Annotated in this window: 14 protein-coding genes and 1 tRNA gene; 5 read left to right on the top strand and 10 right to left on the bottom strand. The window is 37.3% G+C overall.

The genetic code is table 11. From position 1 onward, the window contains the following. Nucleotide 1 precedes the first annotated feature (1 nt). Nucleotides 2-2,425, top strand: coding sequence for a hypothetical protein (locus SJY09_RS11120; protein ID WP_396635791.1), 2,424 nt, complete (start codon nt 2-4; stop codon nt 2,423-2,425). A gap of 86 nt (nt 2,426-2,511) precedes the next feature. Then, nucleotides 2,512-4,356, top strand: a complete 1,845-nt coding sequence (locus tag SJY09_RS11115; RefSeq protein ID WP_396635790.1) for a DUF5060 domain-containing protein — start codon at nt 2,512-2,514, stop codon at nt 4,354-4,356. 2 nt (nt 4,357-4,358) lie between these two features. Here SJY09_RS11115 and SJY09_RS11110 read toward each other — a convergent pair whose 3' ends face one another. The 3 genes from SJY09_RS11110 to SJY09_RS11100 all read right to left on the bottom strand — a co-directional run bounded on the left by SJY09_RS11110 (nt 4,359) and on the right by SJY09_RS11100 (nt 8,428). Beyond that, nucleotides 4,359-5,459, bottom strand: a complete 1,101-nt coding sequence (locus SJY09_RS11110; RefSeq protein ID WP_396635789.1) for a DUF4407 domain-containing protein — start codon at nt 5,457-5,459, stop codon at nt 4,359-4,361. A gap of 159 nt (nt 5,460-5,618) precedes the next feature. Further along, nucleotides 5,619-8,060, bottom strand: a complete 2,442-nt coding sequence (locus SJY09_RS11105) for a M56 family metallopeptidase (protein WP_396635788.1) — start codon at nt 8,058-8,060, stop codon at nt 5,619-5,621. Nucleotides 8,061-8,062: 2 nt separating this feature from the next. Further along, nucleotides 8,063-8,428: a BlaI/MecI/CopY family transcriptional regulator gene (locus SJY09_RS11100; protein ID WP_396635787.1), complete on the bottom strand. Its 366-nt coding sequence runs from the start codon at nt 8,426-8,428 to the stop codon at nt 8,063-8,065. A gap of 144 nt (nt 8,429-8,572) precedes the next feature. Between SJY09_RS11100 and SJY09_RS11095 the strand changes: the two genes are divergently transcribed. After that, nucleotides 8,573-9,151, top strand: a complete 579-nt coding sequence (locus tag SJY09_RS11095) for a PhnA domain-containing protein (protein WP_396635786.1) — start codon at nt 8,573-8,575, stop codon at nt 9,149-9,151. Nucleotides 9,152-9,253: 102 nt separating this feature from the next. On the opposite strand, the gene SJY09_RS11090 is transcribed toward SJY09_RS11095, so the two are convergent. Further along, complete coding sequence (locus SJY09_RS11090; RefSeq protein WP_396635785.1) at nt 9,254-10,642, bottom strand: dipeptidase; 1,389 nt, start codon at nt 10,640-10,642, stop codon at nt 9,254-9,256. A gap of 112 nt (nt 10,643-10,754) precedes the next feature. Between SJY09_RS11090 and SJY09_RS11085 the strand changes: the two genes are divergently transcribed. Beyond that, nucleotides 10,755-10,836, top strand: a tRNA-Leu gene (locus SJY09_RS11085). Between the two features lie 92 nt (nt 10,837-10,928). On the opposite strand, the gene SJY09_RS11080 is transcribed toward SJY09_RS11085, so the two are convergent. The 3 genes from SJY09_RS11080 to SJY09_RS11070 all read right to left on the bottom strand — a co-directional run bounded on the left by SJY09_RS11080 (nt 10,929) and on the right by SJY09_RS11070 (nt 16,557). Continuing rightward, entirely contained in the window at nt 10,929-13,958 is a 3,030-nt protein-coding gene (locus tag SJY09_RS11080) for an aminotransferase class III-fold pyridoxal phosphate-dependent enzyme (protein ID WP_396635784.1), read from the bottom strand. Nucleotides 13,959-14,111: 153 nt separating this feature from the next. Beyond that, complete coding sequence (locus SJY09_RS11075; protein WP_396635783.1) at nt 14,112-15,641, bottom strand: aldehyde dehydrogenase family protein; 1,530 nt, start codon at nt 15,639-15,641, stop codon at nt 14,112-14,114. A 13-nt stretch (nt 15,642-15,654) separates the two neighbouring features. Beyond that, nucleotides 15,655-16,557 (bottom strand): DUF1338 domain-containing protein, encoded by a 903-nt coding sequence (locus SJY09_RS11070; protein WP_396635782.1) that lies wholly within the window; start codon nt 16,555-16,557, stop codon nt 15,655-15,657. Between the two features lie 89 nt (nt 16,558-16,646). On the opposite strand from SJY09_RS11070, the gene SJY09_RS11065 reads away from it, so the two are divergent. Then, a complete protein-coding gene (locus tag SJY09_RS11065) occupies nt 16,647-17,534 on the top strand; it encodes a LysR substrate-binding domain-containing protein (protein ID WP_396635781.1) in 888 nt (295 codons plus the stop codon). Between the two features lie 58 nt (nt 17,535-17,592). On the opposite strand, the gene SJY09_RS11060 is transcribed toward SJY09_RS11065, so the two are convergent. Genes SJY09_RS11060 through SJY09_RS11050 form a run of 3 tightly spaced genes read right to left on the bottom strand, consistent with a single transcriptional unit; the run spans nt 17,593 to nt 20,366 of the window. Continuing rightward, a complete protein-coding gene (locus SJY09_RS11060) occupies nt 17,593-17,955 on the bottom strand; it encodes a DUF7009 family protein (RefSeq protein WP_396635780.1) in 363 nt (120 codons plus the stop codon). After that, nucleotides 17,945-18,538, bottom strand: coding sequence for a bifunctional precorrin-2 dehydrogenase/sirohydrochlorin ferrochelatase (locus SJY09_RS11055; protein ID WP_396635779.1), 594 nt, complete (start codon nt 18,536-18,538; stop codon nt 17,945-17,947). The genes SJY09_RS11060 and SJY09_RS11055 overlap by 11 nt, the downstream gene beginning before the upstream one ends. Next, nucleotides 18,525-20,366, bottom strand: coding sequence for a type IV pili methyl-accepting chemotaxis transducer N-terminal domain-containing protein (locus SJY09_RS11050; RefSeq protein WP_396635778.1), 1,842 nt, complete (start codon nt 20,364-20,366; stop codon nt 18,525-18,527). The genes SJY09_RS11055 and SJY09_RS11050 overlap by 14 nt, the downstream gene beginning before the upstream one ends.

Below are 20,366 nucleotides of genomic sequence, written 5' to 3'. Positions count from 1 at the left end.
CATGTACAGGAAAATCATTTTTATACTTATTCTAATTACAACAACCTTTTCATTTTCTCAAAATAGGAATTCCGGAGACCTTATTAAAGAATCGTTCACCAAATACTTTGAGTTACCTCGTGAGGCTACTTATCTTCATCTTAATAAAACTACCTATATAGTAAACGAAAACATTTGGTTTAAGGGCTATGTTTATAATAGACAATTAGGTAAAGCTTTTCCAGAGACTACGAATGTCTACGTGGGTATTTATGATAGTATAGGAAAACCTATTAAGACTAGTTTATTCTTAGCTGACGATGGCGTTTTTAAAGGGCACATTGAGGTGGATTCTACTTTTTCAAGTGGTAATTACTACATAAAAGCGTTCACCAATTGGATGAAAAACTTTAAAGAACAAGACGGACATGTTCAGAAGATAGTCATTCTTAATCAAAAGCCCATTTCTCTGCACTCCGTTCCCATATCGTATGATATTCAATTTTTGCCTGAAGGTGGCAATTTGATAATGAATACTACAAACGTTGTTGGCGTGAAAATTACCAATCAATTTGGTTATGCCGTACCTGTATCTAATATTTTGGTTTTGGACGACCAAGAAGCGCAAGTAGCTCAATTAAGGGTTTCAAAATTTGGTCATGGGAAATTCAATTTCACTCCAAATCCGGAACGATCGTATTTCGCCAAGGTTTCTTTTTTAAACGGTTCTGAACGGATTGTATCCTTGCCGGAGGCACAGGAATATGGGGTGAATATTAGCGTTAAAAATATTGACCGGCAACGAATTATAGTCTCTTTGACCACTAATAAGGATACGAGAGAAAAACTTGGGGACGGTGTATTTAACTTATTGATACATAGGGATGGCTTGGCCAAGCGCATTGGTCTCTCTTTTCCAAAGGATGCCTTATTCGTTTCAAGAATTATAGAGAAAAAGATATTACTAAAGGGAATGAATGTCCTTACGCTTTTTGATAGTACTGAAACACCGGTTTTAGAGCGGCTATTCTTTAATTCGTTAGATATGGAAATACCTCAGGTGGATATTCATGAATTAAAGGAAGAGAAAGATTCGTTGACTATTCAGGTAAAAGTGCGCAAAACAGAAAACAAATTGCAAAATTTAAGTATTTCTGTTTTACCTAAAAGCTCTAAGTCTTATAATCCAAAAGATAATATTATCAGTACATTCTACTTAACGCCGTATGTTAATGGTTTTATAGAAAATCCTAGTTATTATTTTCAAGAATTCAATCAAAGAAAAGAGGCAGAACTAGATTTGTTATTAATGCTTCAGGGATGGAGTAGTTATGAATGGGGGAATATTTTAAAATACCCTCCTAAACAAAAATTTAATTTTGAAAATGGACTTTCGATAGCGGGTACTATAAATAATAAGTTATCATCTAGGGATAAACTTTATTTGAGAATGCCAAATAAAACTAGTAGTGTTTTGAATGTCACAGACAACTACTTTAAGTTTTCTAACTATTATCCCTTTAAAGGTGAAAAAATCAAGTTCTCTTTGGTGAGAAATAATCTGAGGCTAATGAAGCCAAATATCCAAATAGGTTCATTTATGCCTAGAATGAATGATAGTATTGCTAGTATATGGAAGGAAAATAATACTCAGGCTGTTGATTTTGAATCAAGTATAAAATATATATCTGATTTTTTCCTATCAGATGATACGATTCAATTAGAAGAGGTTACTGTAGTAGAAGACAAAAGGAGTGAAGTCGCTGAAAAAAATGTTTTTATACCTAAATATCTTAAAAATAAGGTGACAGAAGTAACCGAGAATATTGAATTTAGATTCCCTTATATTTTGGATATCATTAGGTCAAAGGGCTATGAAGTCCGAGAAGGATTGGCATTCGCCTCTACAGAGAGAGTTGTCATTAGAGTAAGAACGGTACAATCTTTTGGAGGTGTGAATAGTACTGATCCGGATAGGATTTTTCCCAAACCAATCATTTATTTAAATGATGTTCGCCTTTCAAATTTTGATCAATTACATGAATTACCAACAAGTGAGGTAGAAGCCTATCATATTGATAGAACAGGTGCAGGAGAAGGAGTTAGAGGTTCCGGGGGAGTTATTCGTATTTATACTAGGAGAGGGGGGACGAAAGCAAAATCTATTTTTGAGGAAATACCTGAGGAACAAGTTTTTGAATATACTTTTGCAGAAGGGTTTCAAATACCGAAAAAATTCTACACCCCTCAATATGGTTCTTATAAAAATGATTCATTTGAGCGCTTCGGAGTAATCCATTGGATACCTGAACTTAGGACTGATGAAAATGGATTAGCATCTTTTAAAATAATTAATACCGGATTAAAGGATATATCATTTTTTATTCAGGGAATGGGTCTTAATGGCGCTTTATTATCTTCTCAGAAGAGTTTGGTCTCTGATTAATTTGGAACACGATTGGTTTTGTGGTAAGCTATGTAATCACTTTCATATTTGTTGTACTTTTAAAAGCGTACTAATCATAACGCGTTATGAAAGCAAATTACCTTGGGTTATTATTTTTGTTGTTTTTAGTCTTTTCGTCTTGCAAGGAAGAAATAGAAAAAGAAACGTTTGATAAGTATGAGCAATGGCATACCATAACCTTATCTTTTGATGGCGAAGAAACTTCTGAAACAGCTGAAACCAATCCCTTTCTGGATTATAAACTCCTAGTGGATTTTACGCATAAAGAATCACAATATAAAATTAGAGGATTTTATGCTGCTGACGGAAATGCGGCCGAGACTAGTGCCACTTCGGGTTCTGTTTGGCAGGTCCGCTTTACGCCAGATAAGTTGGGAGAATGGAGCTATGAAGCCACAATGTATAAAGGAGAGGGGATAGTATTGAGGGAAATAGGAGAAAATGCAAATGAAGTTCCACTTACGACTCCAAATGGTAAATTCATGGTTATTCCGTCTACCAAAACTGGAGCAGATTTTAGAGCGCATGGTAGGTTGGTGAATGCTAAAGGCTATTTCAAATTTCAGGATACTGATAATTATTGGATGAAAGGTGGTGCCGATAGTCCTGAAAATTTATTAGCCTATGAAGATTTTGACGGCACTTATAGGACGCAGGCCGCAGATAGGGATGGGGAGTCTAAAGCAAGCGAGCTTTTACATAGCTATACCCCACATCTAAAAGACTGGAATAAGGGCGACCCAACTTGGAAAAATGGCAAAGGAAAAGGCTTGGTAGGGGCTATGAATTATTTGGCTTCTAAAGGAATGAACGCCGCTTACTTTTTAACTATGAATATTAAGGGCGATGGTAAAGACGTTTGGCCTTATGCTGCACCGGACGATTTTACCAGATTTGATGTTAGTAAATTGGCGCAATGGGAACATGTATTTCAACACATGCAGTCCAAGGGTATTTTCTTACACGCGGTATTACAGGAAACGGAAAATGAAACCATGCTAGATAATGGAGACACGGGAGTGTTGCGGCAATTATACTTTCAAGAAATGGTGGCTCGTTTTGGGCATCATTTGGGCCTGCAATGGAATTTGGGTGAGGAGAACGGTTTTGCAGAATTTACACCTATTGCTCAGAATGATAGACAACGCAAGGCAATGACAGATTACCTTACCAAAATTGACCCCTACAATCATCCTATTTTATTGCATACCCACTCTCATGACCCTGCAAGAAGTAATGTGTTGGATTCTATAGTTGGCCATAAGCACTTAGACGGATTATCGCTACAGGTCGATAAAAGGGAAGGAGCAGCAAAAGTTGTTCAGGAATGGAAAGAAAAATCCAAAGCCGTAGGGCACCCTTGGTTGATTACTATGGATGAAATTGGTATGTGGCATACAGGTGTTGTTCCAGATACCGTAGATTATAATCATGATTCCATAAGGCGTTATGTCTTATGGGGTACTTTACTCTCTGGTGCGGCAGGTGTGGAGTGGTACTATGGAGCAAATAATACCTATAATGATTTAAATACCGAAGACTGGCGTACAACTGATAGACTTTGGGAGTTAACCGATTATGCGCTACAATTTTTCCAAAATCATTTACCTTACTGGGAAATGAATGTTAATCTAAAACGCATCAGTACAAAACAAGGCTACTGTTTTGAAAAACCTGGCGAAGTGTATGCTATTTATTTGCCAGATGCCAAAAACTACAGTATTGATTTAAGTGATACTCAAGGAGAGTTTTCCGTTCAATGGTTTGATCCACTCGCCGGGGGAGAACTACAAAATGGTAGCGTGTCATCATTAAGAGGTGGAAACAAATCTGCAATTGGAGCACCACCGGTAAAAACGGAACAGATTAAAAACCAAGACTGGGTAGTTCTGATTAGAAAATCAGAATAGTTCTAAAGGTTTTTAACCTGTACCTCATGAAATTTATCGGCCTGTAAAAGAAGTAATTCTTCTGCTTTGTTTTTCTTGTACCCATATAGTTCTTCTTCGCCTTTAAGGTCTTCGTAGATTTTTTGATTTATAGTACTATCCGTGGATACAATTAGTTTACGCTGCGCTACTTTTTGGGCAACCCATGAAGCTAGAATACTTTCTTCTTCTTCAAGCTTTACATCGTATTCTCCTTTTGGAGCTAAGAGTTTTGCGATAATAGGCGATGTTTCAATAGCGAGGAACAAAAGAAAGATAAAGAACGAAGGAAACCACGGTAATTCCCCTAACGCTGTAATACGCGCCATTAAACCATCAAAACCATCAATAATAGGCTGGGAGTTTTTTACCACATCGGCATATGCTGCATTCAATGAGGCAATGTCCGATTCTAAATCGGTTATTTTTTTAGTATTGGTAGTTTTTAATAACTGAAGCTCAGCTAGTGCCGCATCGTGCTTTTCTCTTTTTTCTTGGTAAACCGGACCTTTCCCTAAGAGTTTGGTGCCCGCAGTACCTTCGGCTTCAGAAATATAGGTATCGTACAAGGCATTGGTTTCCGCTTCTTTAGAGCGCACCTCTGTTTTTAATGTAAGAATATCTTGGTTCAATTTTTCTATAGCTGGTGTGTATTGTAGTGCTAGCTGTTCCTTGTTATTTAGGGTGAGCTCATTTTTTTGTTCTAATAACACTTGATTAATTTCCTTTTCAAATATTTTTATTTCCAAGGGTTTTGAAATCACCACCGCAATAATCAATGCCAGAATTATACGTGGCGCAGCCTGTAGTAGTTCTCGAGAAAAGTTATTCCTTTTTCTAATTGTTGAAACTATGAAGCGGTCTAGGTTAAAAATTAAAAGGCCCCAGATAAAGCCAAAGAAAATAGCTGCATAAACGCTATCAAAAACGGTATATAACGCATAGCTACTAGCAATAAAGGCCATAACAGCGGTAAAAAAAACTGTAGCGCCAATGCCTGCATATTTGTTCTGTTCTCCTTTGGAACAGGTTTTTAAAATTTCGGAATCCGCCCCAGAGCAGAGAATAAAAAAGCGTTGTAACATGTGGATTGTTTTTGATTGATGAATGACTTACCTGTTAGAACGCCATTTATAGAGAATTGTTACACCAAAGCCCCAAAAATTGGGGCTATGTTTTAAAGTAAACTACCTCGGGGCAAGTCTAGGAGTATTTAACCCTTTGGCGGTACACATAAAAATTGTTTAATGATATATTGGAGCGACAGTTATTCTAACTACCGGCTTCTTACCCTTGGCAGTCCTACTATCTATATTTAAATCTTTGTTGTTTTTCATGAGTTTGATAGCTTCGTCAGAACTAATCTCGTTACCCTCGTAAAAAAAGGCAGCTCCTTTTTTAGCCATTTCAATAACATGGTCAAGGGGGGCAATCGGTTCTGGTGGAGTAGGTATGGCTCCCACCTTTCCTTCTATGGTCCTGGGACGGTTTACACTAGGCGGAGGTGGTATAGCACTAACCTCACCTTTTAGTACTCTAGGACTTTTTGGGGGAATAGGAGATTTTATTGAGTTTGCTGGCTGTGGTGCGGGTGGTGGTTTAGGGAAATCCGGAAAAGGTTCTGCATCGTTCTTTTGTTTGTCCGACATCAGGCTGTAGATATATTCCAAACGCTCTACGTCGCTTTTTAAAATCCGCATTCGGTCGCTATCCATTTCATTGTACTTCTTAGCTAGAGTATTATAAGCTGACATCTGCCTTCGAGATGCGCCATCCTGCTTGTCCTTAGTATCTGATTTTTTATGGAATAATCGCATTCCTTCATTAGCCTTTGAGAAGTGGGTTTTGCTAAATTCTTTTTCTACCGCCTTCAAAAAAGTTTTTGAACTGTTCTGGACATTGGTCAGTGCTTTTATTGAAGTATAATCGGTCTCTTCCCAGTTTCTTGTTAATTCGTCTACCTTATCAGAAAAGTTGGCTATGGTCAACTTTTCGTTATTCAATATTAGCTGGTTATTGTTTATGGCTAGATTAAACTGCTTCACCTTATTTTCTTGCGGTAAACATTCCGGAAAAGGCTGAGATTCCTTTCTTTCGATTTTGGTCATTCCCTTGTAAATACGCTCCATGATTTTTAAGTCATTTAGAGGAATCTTTCTTTTTGCTAAGGGAACTGCATTATATTTTTTTGCTAAGACATTGTACTTTTCAATTCGCGATTGTACGGTTTTATTCTCTTTTAATATGCCAATGTATGCGGGTTCTTGGCCGCGAATATTTATTTCAGCGACACCATATGCTGTCACGATAAGGTCAACCTCTTGAATAATAGCTTTAGGTGTATCCGGTGCCACGTTAATAACTGCGCTCACCTGTTGTTCTCTTTCTTTTTGAGTTAGAGTTTTGTTTAAACGTAAAAGAGAATTTTTTAGTTCTTTTAGTGTGACCAGATTATTTCCTAAAAGTATTTTACCGTTACTGTTGATATTTATTTTAATGCTATTAGTGTTTTTAGCAACTATTTTTGCCAAACCATTTTCAGTATATAAATGCACTTGAAAAGGTTGAGGATATCTTATGCTTCTGGCATTTTCGTAGACAAAACTACTCATGAAATGAGCGATTTGACTAGGTTTATAATTTTTTAGTTCTGTATTGTCAATATTCTTTTCATCGAGCCAAAGCGCATATTTCTTTGAATTTTTCCATTCATTGAAATTTTGAATTGTTGCTCTTTGATAAACTTCCCTTTTAGTTGCTTCGGATGTGGATTCCACCTTATCAAGAACTATTTCTTTAGATTGAATTGTAATGGTTTTAGTTTCAGTAAAACTGATGAGAAGTAGGGTTAAAACGGGTAATAGTAGGAGCCCACGCAAGATTGCAGCTCTCTTTGATGTTCTTTTTTTCATGACCGTAAATCGTTTTTTGATTGATGAATAATTAATGGCATTGGCAATGCCGGTTGACTGATATTTTTCTAAACTTTCCTTTGATAAATAGGACAGTAATGTATTCTGATAGTTTTTAGTCTGTATCTCATGTTTTAACACGGCCTTATCGGCTAAGAATTCATGATTTAGTTTTATCGCTTTTTTAAAGAGATAGACAAACGGGTTAAACCATAGTATAACCTGCATTAATTCTATAAAAAGTACATCTAGGCTGTGGCGCTGTTTTGCATGTGTTTCTTCATGCAATAGCACTTCCTGGGGTATAGAATTTTCTTCAAACTTTTTCCTGTTTAAGAAAACATAATTAAAAAAAGTATGTGGCGGAAGTACTTCTTTTAGGAGGACTTTTATGCTAGAGGCTTGTCTAAATTTAGGGTTTCCTTTAATCCTTCTTAAAATCTGAGATAGATTTTTAAAAAACCGAAAACTAGAAAAAAGGATTCCCACGAAATAAATCGAAGTTATAATCAAGCTCCAGTTGATCATATCTATATCTGTAGACTCTTTGGAAACAACAGCTACATAGGGTCCGTTAGTGAGATTTTCAAAGTTCTCCGATACAGTTTCTACATAGGACGTAAAAACAATATTCGGTATTACAAGAGAAGCAATAATCGCCGATAATAAAAAGTACCGTTTAAAAACATGCATATTTTCTTGCTCCAAGAATAGCTTGTGAAAAAGTAAAAAAACGGCCATACAGGCTCCTGATTTTAACAGATATTCCAACATTGTTATTTCTTTTTAATTTCTTTATCTATTAGTTCTTTCAATGCTTCCAGTTCTTTTTTGCTGAGATTAGTTTCTTGAGTAAAAAATGAGGCAAACTGTCCTGGGCTATCGTTGAAAAAGTTCTTAATAAGTCCGTTTACATGTTTAGAGAAATAGTCTTTCTTTTTAACCAAAGGATAATATTCCCTGCTCCTGCCATAGCTTTTATAGGCAACATAGCCTTTGTCCGTCATCCGTTTCAACAAGGTGGCTATAGTAGTGGTTGCTGGTTTAGGTTCTTCGTAGGAGTCCAGTAAATCTTTCATAAAAGCTTTTTTTTGCTTCCATATAATATTCATTAGTTCCTCTTCTGTTTTTGATAACTGCATCTCTACATTATTAGAATTAACTCTACAAACATAGAATAAAAAAATTAATTCTACAAATGTAGAGTGATTTTCTTGTTGCCTTGTTTATAAAAAGCCTTAGTTCCCTTATAAAGACTTAAGTTTGTTTACAAAATAAGAAAGCACATGAGCGTATTAGAAGAGCTTATAAAGAGGAGTGGAAATACTTGTGAATTATGTGGTGCAGCGACCAATTTAGAATTATATGAAGTGCCTCCTGTTTCTACAGGTGGTTTGGATGGGAGCATTCTTGCATGTAGCATTTGTAAAGGACAAATAGAGCATCCGGATACCACGGATACTAATCATTGGAGGTGCCTAAATGACAGTATGTGGAACGAGAACGATGCGGTTAAGGTAGTGGTTTGGAGGATACTATCACGTTTAAAATCAGAGGGCTGGCCAAACGACTTATTGGATATGATGTATATGGAAGATACTATTTTAAATTGGGCCAAAGCTACGGGCGAAGGACTCGCTGAAAGTGAGAAAATAATTCACAGAGATGTAAATGGTGTTGTCTTAAAGAATGGAGATAGTGTAGTGTTGATCAAGGACCTTAAAATAAAGGGTTCTAGTCAGGTAGCGAAACAGGGTACAGCGGTACGCAGAATTTCAGTAGATAGGGAAAATGCAGAATACATAGAGGGTAAAGTAGGCCCCACACAAACGGTTATCATTACCAAGTATGTAAAAAAGATATAGGTTTTAGTTGACTGACGGTTGTCAGTTGTTGGTTGTCAGTTGATAGTTACTAGGAAAATGTGTTCCTGTAACAATCAACTGTACTTTTCAAAAAGCCAAGCTTCAAGTATTCATTTCTGTAAAATACTTGTAGAAATACGGAATGGTTTCAATCCCTTTTAGGTAATTCCAAACTCCAAAATGCTCGTTTGGCGAGTGTATTGCATCACTGTCAAGTCCAAAGCCCATTAAAATGGTTTTACTTCCCAGTTCTTGCTCAAAAAGTGAAACAATGGGAATACTACCTCCGCTACGTTGGGGAATCGGTTTTTTGCCAAAGGTAGTTTCATACGCTTTTGAGGCCGCTTTGTATCCTATAGTATCTATAGGGGTAACATAGCCTTGACCGCCATGGTGAGGAGTTACTTTTACTGTCACTCCAACAGGAGCAATAGTTTCAAAATAAGTTTTAAATAGTTCAGTGATTTCTTTCCAGTCCTGGTTAGGAACCAAACGCATGCTAATTTTTGCAAAGGCTTTACTAGCAATAACGGTTTTGGCACCTTCACCAATATAACCACCCCATATTCCATTAACATCCAGTGTGGGGCGTATTGAATTACGTTCGTTGGTGGTGTAGTCCTTTTCGCCATAAACAGCGTCTATATCCAATGCTTTCTTGTATGCTTCTAAATTGAAAGGAGCCTTTGCCATCTGTTCCCGTTCGTCCTTGCTTAGTTCTTGTACCTTATCATAGAATCCTGGTATGGTAATATGATTATTTTCATCATGTAAACCAGCTATCATCTTGGTTAAAATATTGATAGGATTTGCGACCGCACCACCATATAGTCCAGAGTGTAAATCCCTATTGGGTCCTGTTAACTCGACCTCTACATAGCTTAGACCTCTAAGGCCTGTAGTAATAGAAGGTACGTCATTGGCGATCATTCCCGTGTCCGATATGAGGATGATGTCATTAGCCAATTTTTCCTTGTTCTCCGCTACATAAACGGCGAGATTATTACTACCTACTTCTTCCTCGCCTTCGATCATAAATTTAACATTGCAGGGCAACTGATCTGTATTTACCATAAGCTCTAAGGCTTTTACATGCATATACATCTGTCCTTTATCATCACAAGCACCTCTAGCGAATATGGCTCCTTCTGGATGAAGTTCCGTTTTCTGTATGACGGGCTCAAACGGTGGGGAGTTCCATAAATCTAATGGGTCCGGAGGTTGCACATCGTAATGCCCGTAGACCAAAACCGTAGGTAGGTTCTTATCGATTATTTTCTCGCCATATATAATAGGGTAACCTGCTGTTTCATGTATTTCTACCACATCACAGCCAGCCTCTTCTAGTGCATTTTTCACTGAATCTGCCGTATGAAGTACATCTTTAGCATAAGCTTTATCCGCACTTATAGAGGGTATTTTGAGTAAATCAATAAGTTCTTCTAGGAAACGGTGTTTATGTTCAGAAATATACCCTGGTATGTTTTGCATGTGTCTTTTAAGTTTGTAAAAGATAAATGTACAAAATCAAAGAAATTAAACTTGTAAAATTTAGAGAATTGAATTTTTACTTTATATTTGCATCCCGTTTTATAACGGATACGCAGGCGTGGTGGAATTGGTAGACACGCTAGACTTAGGATCTAGTGCCGCAAGGTGTGAGAGTTCGAGTCTCTCCGCCTGTACAAAGGGAAAGCTTCTTGGAAACAAGAGGCTTTTTTATTTTTGGATTGCTTTTAATGTGGTTTGATGCCTGACAGTGATACTCTTTTAGGAGTTAGGTAAGTTGCATAAAATCTTCACTAAAAATCTTCCTTAAATAGAAAACCAATTCCTCAGCATTGTCTTCAGTGAAAATGATGGGAGGCTTTATTTTTAAGACATTATGGTCGGGGCCATCTGTACTCATTAATATGCCATGGTCTTTCATTCGATTAGCAAGGTAATCGGTTTGTGCCTCTAAAGGATTCATGTTTGCATCAACCAATTCAATACCTAAAAAGAGCCCTTGCCCGCGCACATCACCAATTATTGGAAATTCTTTTGAAAGCATGTTCAATTCCGTTTTTAAAAACGCACCAATTTTTAAAGCATTTTCTTGGAGCTTGTCTTGTTTTACGGTTTTTAAAACAGCGTGCCCTATAGCGCAAGAAACTGGGTTTCCGCCAAAGGTGTTAAAATACTCCATACCGTTGGCAAAGCCATTGGCTACCGTTTGTGTACAAGCCACAGCAGCCAAAGGGTGTCCGTTTCCTAATGGTTTTCCAATGGTAACAATATCTGGTACCACGTCGTGTAATTGAAATCCCCAAAAGGTTTTTCCCATTCGGCCACAGCCAACTTGTACTTCATCTGAAATGCATAGGCCGCCCGCGGCACGAACCTTAGCATAGGCTTTTGCTAAGAAACCTTCTGGAAGTTCTATTTGTCCGCCACAACTTATAATAGGTTCGATGATAAATGCACCAACGCCTCGGCCTTTTTCGTGGATAATATCGATTTGTTTTTGAACTTCTTCAGCATATTTATCACTAGTATTTCCCCCTCTGTATTTACCACGAAAAGCATCGGGTAGGGGAAATATATGCGTGTGTTCTGGAGCACCTTGTCCGCCTTTACCATCAAATTTATAAGAGGAGATATCGATGCACATATTCGCATTACCATGGTACCCCACTTCTGAAGCAATAATGTCCCTTTCGCCGGTATTGGCTTTTACCATTCTAATGGCTAATTCGTTGGCTTCACTACCAGAATTTACAAAATGCAGTACGTTTAATTCGGGAGGTAAAGTCGCTATTAATTCTTTTGCTAAAGCATTAATGTTATCATGTAAATAGCGCGAATTGGTATTAATAAGTGCCATTTGGTCTTGCCCCGCTTGCACTACTTTAGGGTTTTCATGACCAACATGCGCCACATTATTAACGGTGTCTAAATATTTCTGACCAAATTGGTCTATTAAATATTGACCTGCGCCACGCACCATTTTAATTGGCACTTTGTATTGCAGACTCATACTTTTTCCTAAATGTTGCTTTCGGTAGTGTATTAAATCTTCATTAGTAGGCGTTTCTTTATCCTGTAAAGCATCTAACTGAAATAACAGATTAGGGTTGGGACACAGACTTTTCCAAACAGGGATTTCGTTGAGGTAAGCCACTCCTGGAAAATCATCTTTATAATCTAATAGCGACAGCATTATCTGAAAATGGAGGTGTGGTGCCCAATTGCCGTTTTCCGAAGCGTTTCCTAATGTTGCGATGCAATCGCCCTTTGTAATGGTATCTCCCGGAGAAAGTTTTGTAACACTTTCAATACTTAAATGCCCGTATAAAGTAAAGCATTCAAAATCATCTATTTGATGTTTTAAGACGACTAATCCGCCATATTTCTTATCGCCTTTATCATGTGAGGCAATGCTAACTTCCCCATCAAACAATGCATGAACAGGCGTGCCTTCAGGCAGCCAAAAATCGGTTCCTAAATGAATGGTTCTACTTTCGCGCCCATGGTTTCCTATTTTATCATAAGCGGTAGATGTGTATATGGGACGTGGTTCTAGATAACCACCGGCAATAATTTTGTTAGGGACGCCTTTTTGTAGTTTTTCAATTTTATACTGAAATAAATCCAGGTCGTTAAAATCCTTTTCATGACCAATCCAAGCGCTCGAAACACTTAAATCTAATTGGTGTGCCGCTGTTTTCTGAAGGGTAGGGAACAGGTCTGAAAGCTTAAAATGGTTTTCTGATGCCCAATTTTTAAACTTGGTTTCGTTAGGATGCGGTGTTAATTGACAGGCTGCTCTAAAATTTAATAAAGCAAATTCTGGACTTATTTGATACCACTTTTTCAGAACTTCCCAAGCCGGTTTTTCGCTGATAAGCAAATAACTGTTACCGGGCTCTTCAATTTTATTAATAGCCGATTTGGTTACGGAAATAACCAAACGCATGGCAATAGCCGTATACAAGTGTTCCAATTCTTTTTCCTCTAACGGAAAAGAATTATGATACCCTTTTATAATGGGTAGTGCAGCTTCCAAAGGGTCGTTATGATGCATGATGCAATACGCACAACTTATGGCCAAATCGTTTATGATTTGGGTGTGAACCGCATCGCCATAATCAATAGCAGCCTTTACCGTTGGGTTTCGTAAATCTTCAGAAACAATAACGTTATTATCGTTAGCATCATTATGCACAACGGCCTTTCTTAAGGCGTCATAAGCTGATTTTGATTTTTTGAATTGCTGTTGAAAGTATAAAACAATGTCTTTTTCTTCGCCTTTAAATAAATTAATGTGCTCTTCTGTCCATAAAGATTGTGCTACATCCCAAACAAACTCCCGATGTGCTTCTTTGTGATTAAAACCTTGTAAAGCCTTGGTTAATAAACCGCATTGGGTTCCCAAGCTATAGCGTAAATTATCTAATTGCGGATTTACACCGCTCCATACTCGTCCAGAAATCCATGTGAGTAACCGTACTTTTCTGGTATGACCATGCGCATCAACAAAAGAGGTGATGGCAGCTCCGTTTTTGTCTTTAATCACTTTTGGAGCTAGAAGATTCTTGCCATGGTCTTCTACATATTGCAATAAATTTTGTTGAAAATCAAGGTAATATTCATTTTCGTTGGGCCGCGATATTTTTAGAACATAACCCGCTTCATTTTCAATTTTAATCCTGAAATTAAAGTCGATTTCTCCGGGAAGCTCAGATACTTTTCCTTTTATGTTAAACCAGTTGAAGAGGATGTCTTCCGCTTGTTGATTTGTGATTTTTAGATTCGCGTAATTCATAAATTTATCAATAGGAAACAGCGTAAAAAATTTTGGCTTTCATACGTCATACCAACGCTTAATAAAAACACTTAATTTATCGAATTCCGCTTTAAAATTAAGTGTTTTTAGGCATTATGTTTTACGATAACGTTGCTGCGTTGGTATTTGGTATTATAGGTTAAAAACGATGCCTTGTGCTAAAGGGGCATCTTTACCATAATTAACGGTACAGGTTTGCCTTCTCATATACGCTTTCCATGAATCTGAACCACTTTCTCTACCGCCACCAGTTTCTTTTTCACCACCAAAAGCACCACCAATTTCAGCACCAGAAGTACCAATGTTAACATTGGCAATACCACAGTCAGAACCAGCATTAGATAAGAATTTTTCCGCCTGCTGCATGTTTAAGGTAAATACGGCAGAGGATAAACCTTGAGGTACGTTGTTTTGTATAGCAATGGCTTCTTCAAAGCTCTCGTAAGCGAAAATATATAAAATTGGAGCAAAAGTTTCGTGCTTAACAATAGGCATGTCTATGTTTGCTTCAATTATTGTTGGGGCTACGTAGCAGCCAGATGTATAAGCATCACCTGCTAATACCTCGTTGCCATAGGCTAGTTTTCCACCCTGTTTTTGGGCTTCTTCTATGGTTTTTAAATAGGCATTTACAGCATTCGTATCAATTAATGGGCCTACATGGTTTTTTTCATCTAACGGGTTTCCTATTTGCAATTGCTTATAGGCGCTTGTTAATTTTGCCAATAAATCTTGATATTGATTTTTATGAACTATCAATCTACGTGTTGATGTACAGCGTTGTCCTGCGGTACCAACGGCACCAAAAACAATAGCAGGAACGGCAGCATTTAAGTCTGCTTCTTCGGTTACAATAATAGCATTGTTACCTCCTAATTCCAGTATAGATTTTCCAAGTCTTTTTCCAACAGTTTCAGCAACACTTTTCCCCATTCTGGTAGAACCTGTTGCAGAAACTAAAGCAATATTTTGGTCAGCAGCCATACGTCTGCCTATGTCGCTATCGCCTATAATCGCATTAGAAATACCTTCTGGTAAGTCATTTGCTTTTAAAACAGTTTTGAAGATTTCTTGACAAGCCAAAGCCGAAAAAGGTGTTTTTTCAGAAGGTTTCCAAATACATACATTACCACAAACCCAAGACAAAGCAGCGTTCCACGCCCAAACGGCAACCGGAAAATTGAAAGCAGAAATTATGCCTACGGTTCCTAAAGGGTGCCATTGCTCAAACATACGGTGGTTGGGTCTTTCGGAATGCATCTGCAATCCGTAAAGCTGACGCGATAAACCTACTGCAAAATCGCAAATATCTATCATTTCTTGAACCTCACCATAGCCTTCTTGCAGGCTCTTTCCCATTTCGTAGCTTACAAGCTTTCCTAGGTTTTCTTTCTCTTTTCTAAGCGCATCCCCAAACTGACGAACAATTTCACCACGTTGTGGCGCTGGAAGTGCTTTCCAAATAGGGAAAGCTTCATTGGCTTTTGCAACTACGGCATCATAACTTTCAACATCGGCAAGGGCTATGGAGCCAATAACAGCATTATCAACTGGAGAGTGTATTGTGGCAGTTTTTCCGCTAGTTCCAACCCAATCTTTTTGTCCTGTACTGATATTGCAATACGGTTGTTTTAGGTTAAATGCTTGTAAAATATCTTTCATTTTTTTGTAGTATTTATTTGGTTTGTTGCGTGTAGGTGCTTTCAAAAATTTTATCGGCATTAGCCGTTTCAAAGCCATCACGACGGTAATTTCTTTTTATGTCTTCCTTTTTAGTTTCGCTGTATTCTGGAAGTAGTTTGCGCTCTGCAAATTCAACATAGCTTCCAGCAATTTTTAAAGTTTTATTATCCGAAAACGTAGCATCAATCATTTTAGCCACGGTACTGCTTTGTTTTAATAAACCATCACCGCTAATTTTTACTTTACCGCCTGCGGTGTTTAGTTTTATCTGAATGCCTTCAAGAAAATTATTAAAATCTTCTACGGTATTGTATCCCTCAGGGAGGTCGTGTATGCTAATGGTATAGTGGTTTAAATAGTAGCGATTGTAAATAACCCATGCGGCATATTCTGTTTCATTTAAAAGTGTGGTGTACTCTTCAGAAGAAGGTAAACCCCATAAAGGCTTATAAAAAAAGTTGGCCACGTCTGTAATATTATCTAAATCAAGACTGTCTATGGGGTCTTGCGTAATAGGGTCGGTATATTTATAAATAATCTTTTGCGCCTGTTCCGACAAATCGTCAACTCGTAATTCGCTGATGAAGATTCTTGGAAAATGTTCTGCCGGTGGGGCATACCAATACGCATTTAGCTTTTTTTCTTCAAAATTGTAAAACCCTTTTTTCTCATAACCAAAGTGTAAAAATATTTTTTCAAAGGAGGCAATACCCAAATGCTTTACACCCAATGTTCTAAACGCAATGTGGTCGTTGGCGATGTCTTTTTCATTTTCAATAATACCAGCTGCTAACATGGCATTGGTGATTTTGGTAACATCGGTTACGCTTTTTTTATAAGGAGTTAGTAAAGACGTTAGTACTTTTTCTAAAGTATTTTCCGTAGAATTTCCCATAATTTTTACACTAAAAATTTTACATTTTATTTTTGTAAACGTAAAGATAAAACTAAGTTTGAGTAGCAATAATTTTTATTAACTATCAAATGATTAGTAAAATTAATCAATTAGAACTACGTCATCTGCGTTATTTCTTGGTGCTGGCAGAAACCTTGCACTTTAGGAAAGCAGCCAATAAACTTTTGATTTCCCAATCGGCACTTAGCCAGCAAATTCATTTGTTGGAGACTATTTTAGGAGCGAAATTATTTGATAGAACCAATAGGAAAGTGGTTTTAAATACAGCTGGAAAGCTTTTCTTGGAGGAAGCCCAGTTTGTTATGAATCAATTAAATAATGCCATGGGGCGATGGCAGGAGGCGCTTAACGGTGCTAGCGGACAACTTAAAATAGGATTTGTTGGCTCTAGTATGAAACATTATTTGCCGCCCATAATTAAAGCCTTTACGAGCAAGCATCCAAAGATTGGTTTGGCTTTAGAAGAACTTACCAATTCTGACCAATTAAAGGCGTTGGAAGAAGGGACTATTGATATCGGATTTGTACGATCCAATCAAGTGTCTCCAGAAATGAATATAAAGTCGGTTTACAAGGAAAATTTTTCTTTGGTATTGCCAGAGCATCATCCTATTACCGAAAGTAATTTTAGCAATTTAGGGCAGTGTGCCCACGAACCATTCATTTTATACCCCAACGAAAGTAGCCCTATGTATTTTCAGCAGATATTAAATTTATGTTCTGAACATAATTTTAGTCCTATTATTTCGCACAGAGCCATTCATGGAACAACAATATTTAAGTTGGTTGAAAATGGTATGGGGCTCTCCATTATACCTAATTCGTTACGGGATGAGAACAATTATAAAATTCGTTTTATAACGCTTAAAAACACCACAATTAAAACGGAGTTGTTTATTGTTTGGAAAAAGGAATTTAAAAACCCCGTGCTACATACGTTTTTAAAACATATTTAATGGAGGAGTAAAAGCCATTCCTTGTGTTCACAAGAGCATCGTTTTTCGTTTTTCTTTTTTAAGCTTTTGGGTTAGGATAATTATCACTTTGGTCTTCAACACGTTCATCCATACAAACAAAGTCTTTTTCTACCAGTAAGGAAAGTTCGGAGCCATCTTCTCTTTTGATCGTGTGGCTAAAACCTATGTTGTTAGAGGTATACCAGCCTGTACTTTTTTCTTTGCTAAGAAACAGCGTAATGGTATTGGTTTCAAATTGCGCATCCATTACATTACTGGTTTCCGAGGCTTCGAGGGCATACGTAAAAACCGAATTTCCAAAATTGGTAGTTTCCTCAAAACGACCTGTTTTGGTAAATTGCTCCACTTCAGACTTGGTTAGTCTATATCTAATGGAGTTTCCTCTAATTCTAATCTTCATGATGCTCTTTTTTATTGACTAGACCTTTGGTAAACTCGTTTAGTGTTTCCACTTTTTCTTCAAAATCACCCTTAATGGTTTTTCTGTACTCGTTTAGGTTTTTTACCAAATCGTCTATATTTTCAGGAATTACATCTTCAAAAAACTGTCGTAGCCGTTTCGCTGTGGTGGGTGATTTTCCGTTGGTAGAGATGGCTACTTTTACATTGCCTTTGGTTACAATACCGCCCATATAAAAATCACAGAAGGGTGGGTTGTCCGCTACGTTTACCAAAATAGAACGCTTTCTGCAATCTGCATACACTTTTTCATTTACTTCAGGGAATTCTGTCGTAGCAATAACCAAATGTTTTTTTCTAAGGTACCGTCTCTTGTAGCGGCCATTGTTCATTTTTACATGATGTTTGTTAGCCAGTTCAATAGTACCTTTACGGTACATAGGTGATATCATTTGTACCTGAGCGTTTGGACTTGACTTTAATAAAAACGTAAGTTTTTCTTCGGCAACATTGCCTCCGCCCACAATTAAAATGTTTAATTGTGATACTTTTAAAAAAACTGGGTATAACTCATTCCGTTCCATGTAAAATAGGTGTTGGTGCTGTTTTATAATTTATTGTTACTCGGGTGCCTTTTCCTGGTGCTGAGTTTATGAACAGGCGCCCGTTAATATAGCTAATACGTTCCTTCATAAAGAAAAGCCCCATACCACCTTCGCTATTGTTTTTGGGAACTTCATTTAATATGGAAGTGTCAAAACCTTTTCCGTCATCATCAATTACAATGCTTAGGATGTTCGACTTAAAATTGATAGTAACAAGAATATAATTTGCTTGGGCGTATTTTATAGCATTATTTACAGCTTCTTGGGTAACTCTGTAAATATTAGTTTCGGCCAAGGAATCTAACCGAATGTGTTCTTCAGTTTTATTCTCGAATAAAACAGTTTTCCCGGTAAGTTTCGAAAGCTCTATGGTCATTTTATGAAGTGCTGGGAAAATTCCGTAGTCTGCCAATTCTGGAGGGGTAAGGTTAAAAGTAGCGGTACGTACCCCTTTTATTAAATCTGCCGTTAAATCTTTTAAGTATGTAATTTTCTCTTGAGTTTTTTCGGTATCAGTTAAGTCTATCGATTCAATATTAAACCTCAGCGCAGTAAGCATTTGTCCAATACCATCATGAATGTCTTTAGCAATTCGTTTCCGTTCCTCTTCTTGACCTTCTACAATTTGACTGGCTTGTATTTTTTTCTGAAGCATACGCTCTTCAAAATTTTCTTGTGTTAATTGCGCTACTTTAAGCTGATTTTCTTTTCGTTCCGTAATTTCAGAACACAAGATTAAAATACTCTGTTGCTTGCTAGCCTGGTGCATTGGAATGATTGAAATATCTAACCATATATGCATGCCAGTTACCGTGGTTATCTGTATCTCTTCATTTCTAATATTATTTTTTCGATTGCTTTTAAGGACTTCTTTCAGGTATTGTTGCTGACCTTCGTCCGTGGTTAAAAGTTCAGAAAGTGGTTGTGTTAACTGATTTTCTTTAATGCCGAGGAGGTTAATAAATTTTTTGCTGATAAAGACCACACTGCCATCTTTTTTGGCACTAGCAAAAAGTGCCGCATTATCAATTACAAAGTTGAGTTCTTGTAACTCTTTTAAAGCTTTTCCCTGCTCTGTTAAGAGGTTTTTTATTTTTTCTTCATTACTGTTGGATGCCGACTGCGCTCGCATTAAATTGGATATTGTTTTGCGAATTTGAAAGGATAGTGGCCGAAATATAAAGAGCATTTCTAAGAGAAGAATTAAAAGAGAAAAAGCAAGTAGCCAATATTCTTTCTGCTTTAGGTTTTGTAGCTGGGCATTACTACGGGCATCGTATTTGTTTACTATGTTATCCATTAAACGTAGAAAATCTCTTTCGTTCGCTAGGAGCACGGCCTTGTGTTTAGTAAAATCACTAGTTAATTTTTCGCCGGATAAAATAGCTTCTAAGGCAGTAACCATATTCTGGTGATGTGCATCAAGGTTTAGAAAAAGAGAAAGTATTTCAGCATTTTCCTCTGCTGGAAGGTTCATTTTGAGGTTTCCTTTTTGTAGTCCGCTATGGGAGGCCTGCCATACCGATAAAGTTTGTCGTATTTCTGACCTAATTTTTTCGCGGTTTTCTAAGCTAGCTGCTTCTTCTAATAGTAAAACTTCTTTTACCAATTTTTGACTGAAAGCACGTTGCCTTCCTGCAATGTTGATGACTCGCGAGTCGTTTAGCTGCGAGTTAAGATGAGCCTGTATTAATAACTGCGCAATAATAATGGTAAGCGCAATACCTGCTAGCGCAAAAAGATACCACTTACGGATTCTTTGAAAGGTCCTTGTGTCTAGTGGTTTCTCATGTATGCTTTTGGGCAT

Origin of the sequence: Maribacter sp. R77961 (genome assembly GCF_044594925.1) — a bacterium.
Taxonomy (GTDB): domain Bacteria; phylum Bacteroidota; class Bacteroidia; order Flavobacteriales; family Flavobacteriaceae; genus Maribacter.
The sequence above is the reverse complement of the archived record's forward strand: the minus strand, read 5'-3'. Positions and strand labels throughout refer to the sequence as shown.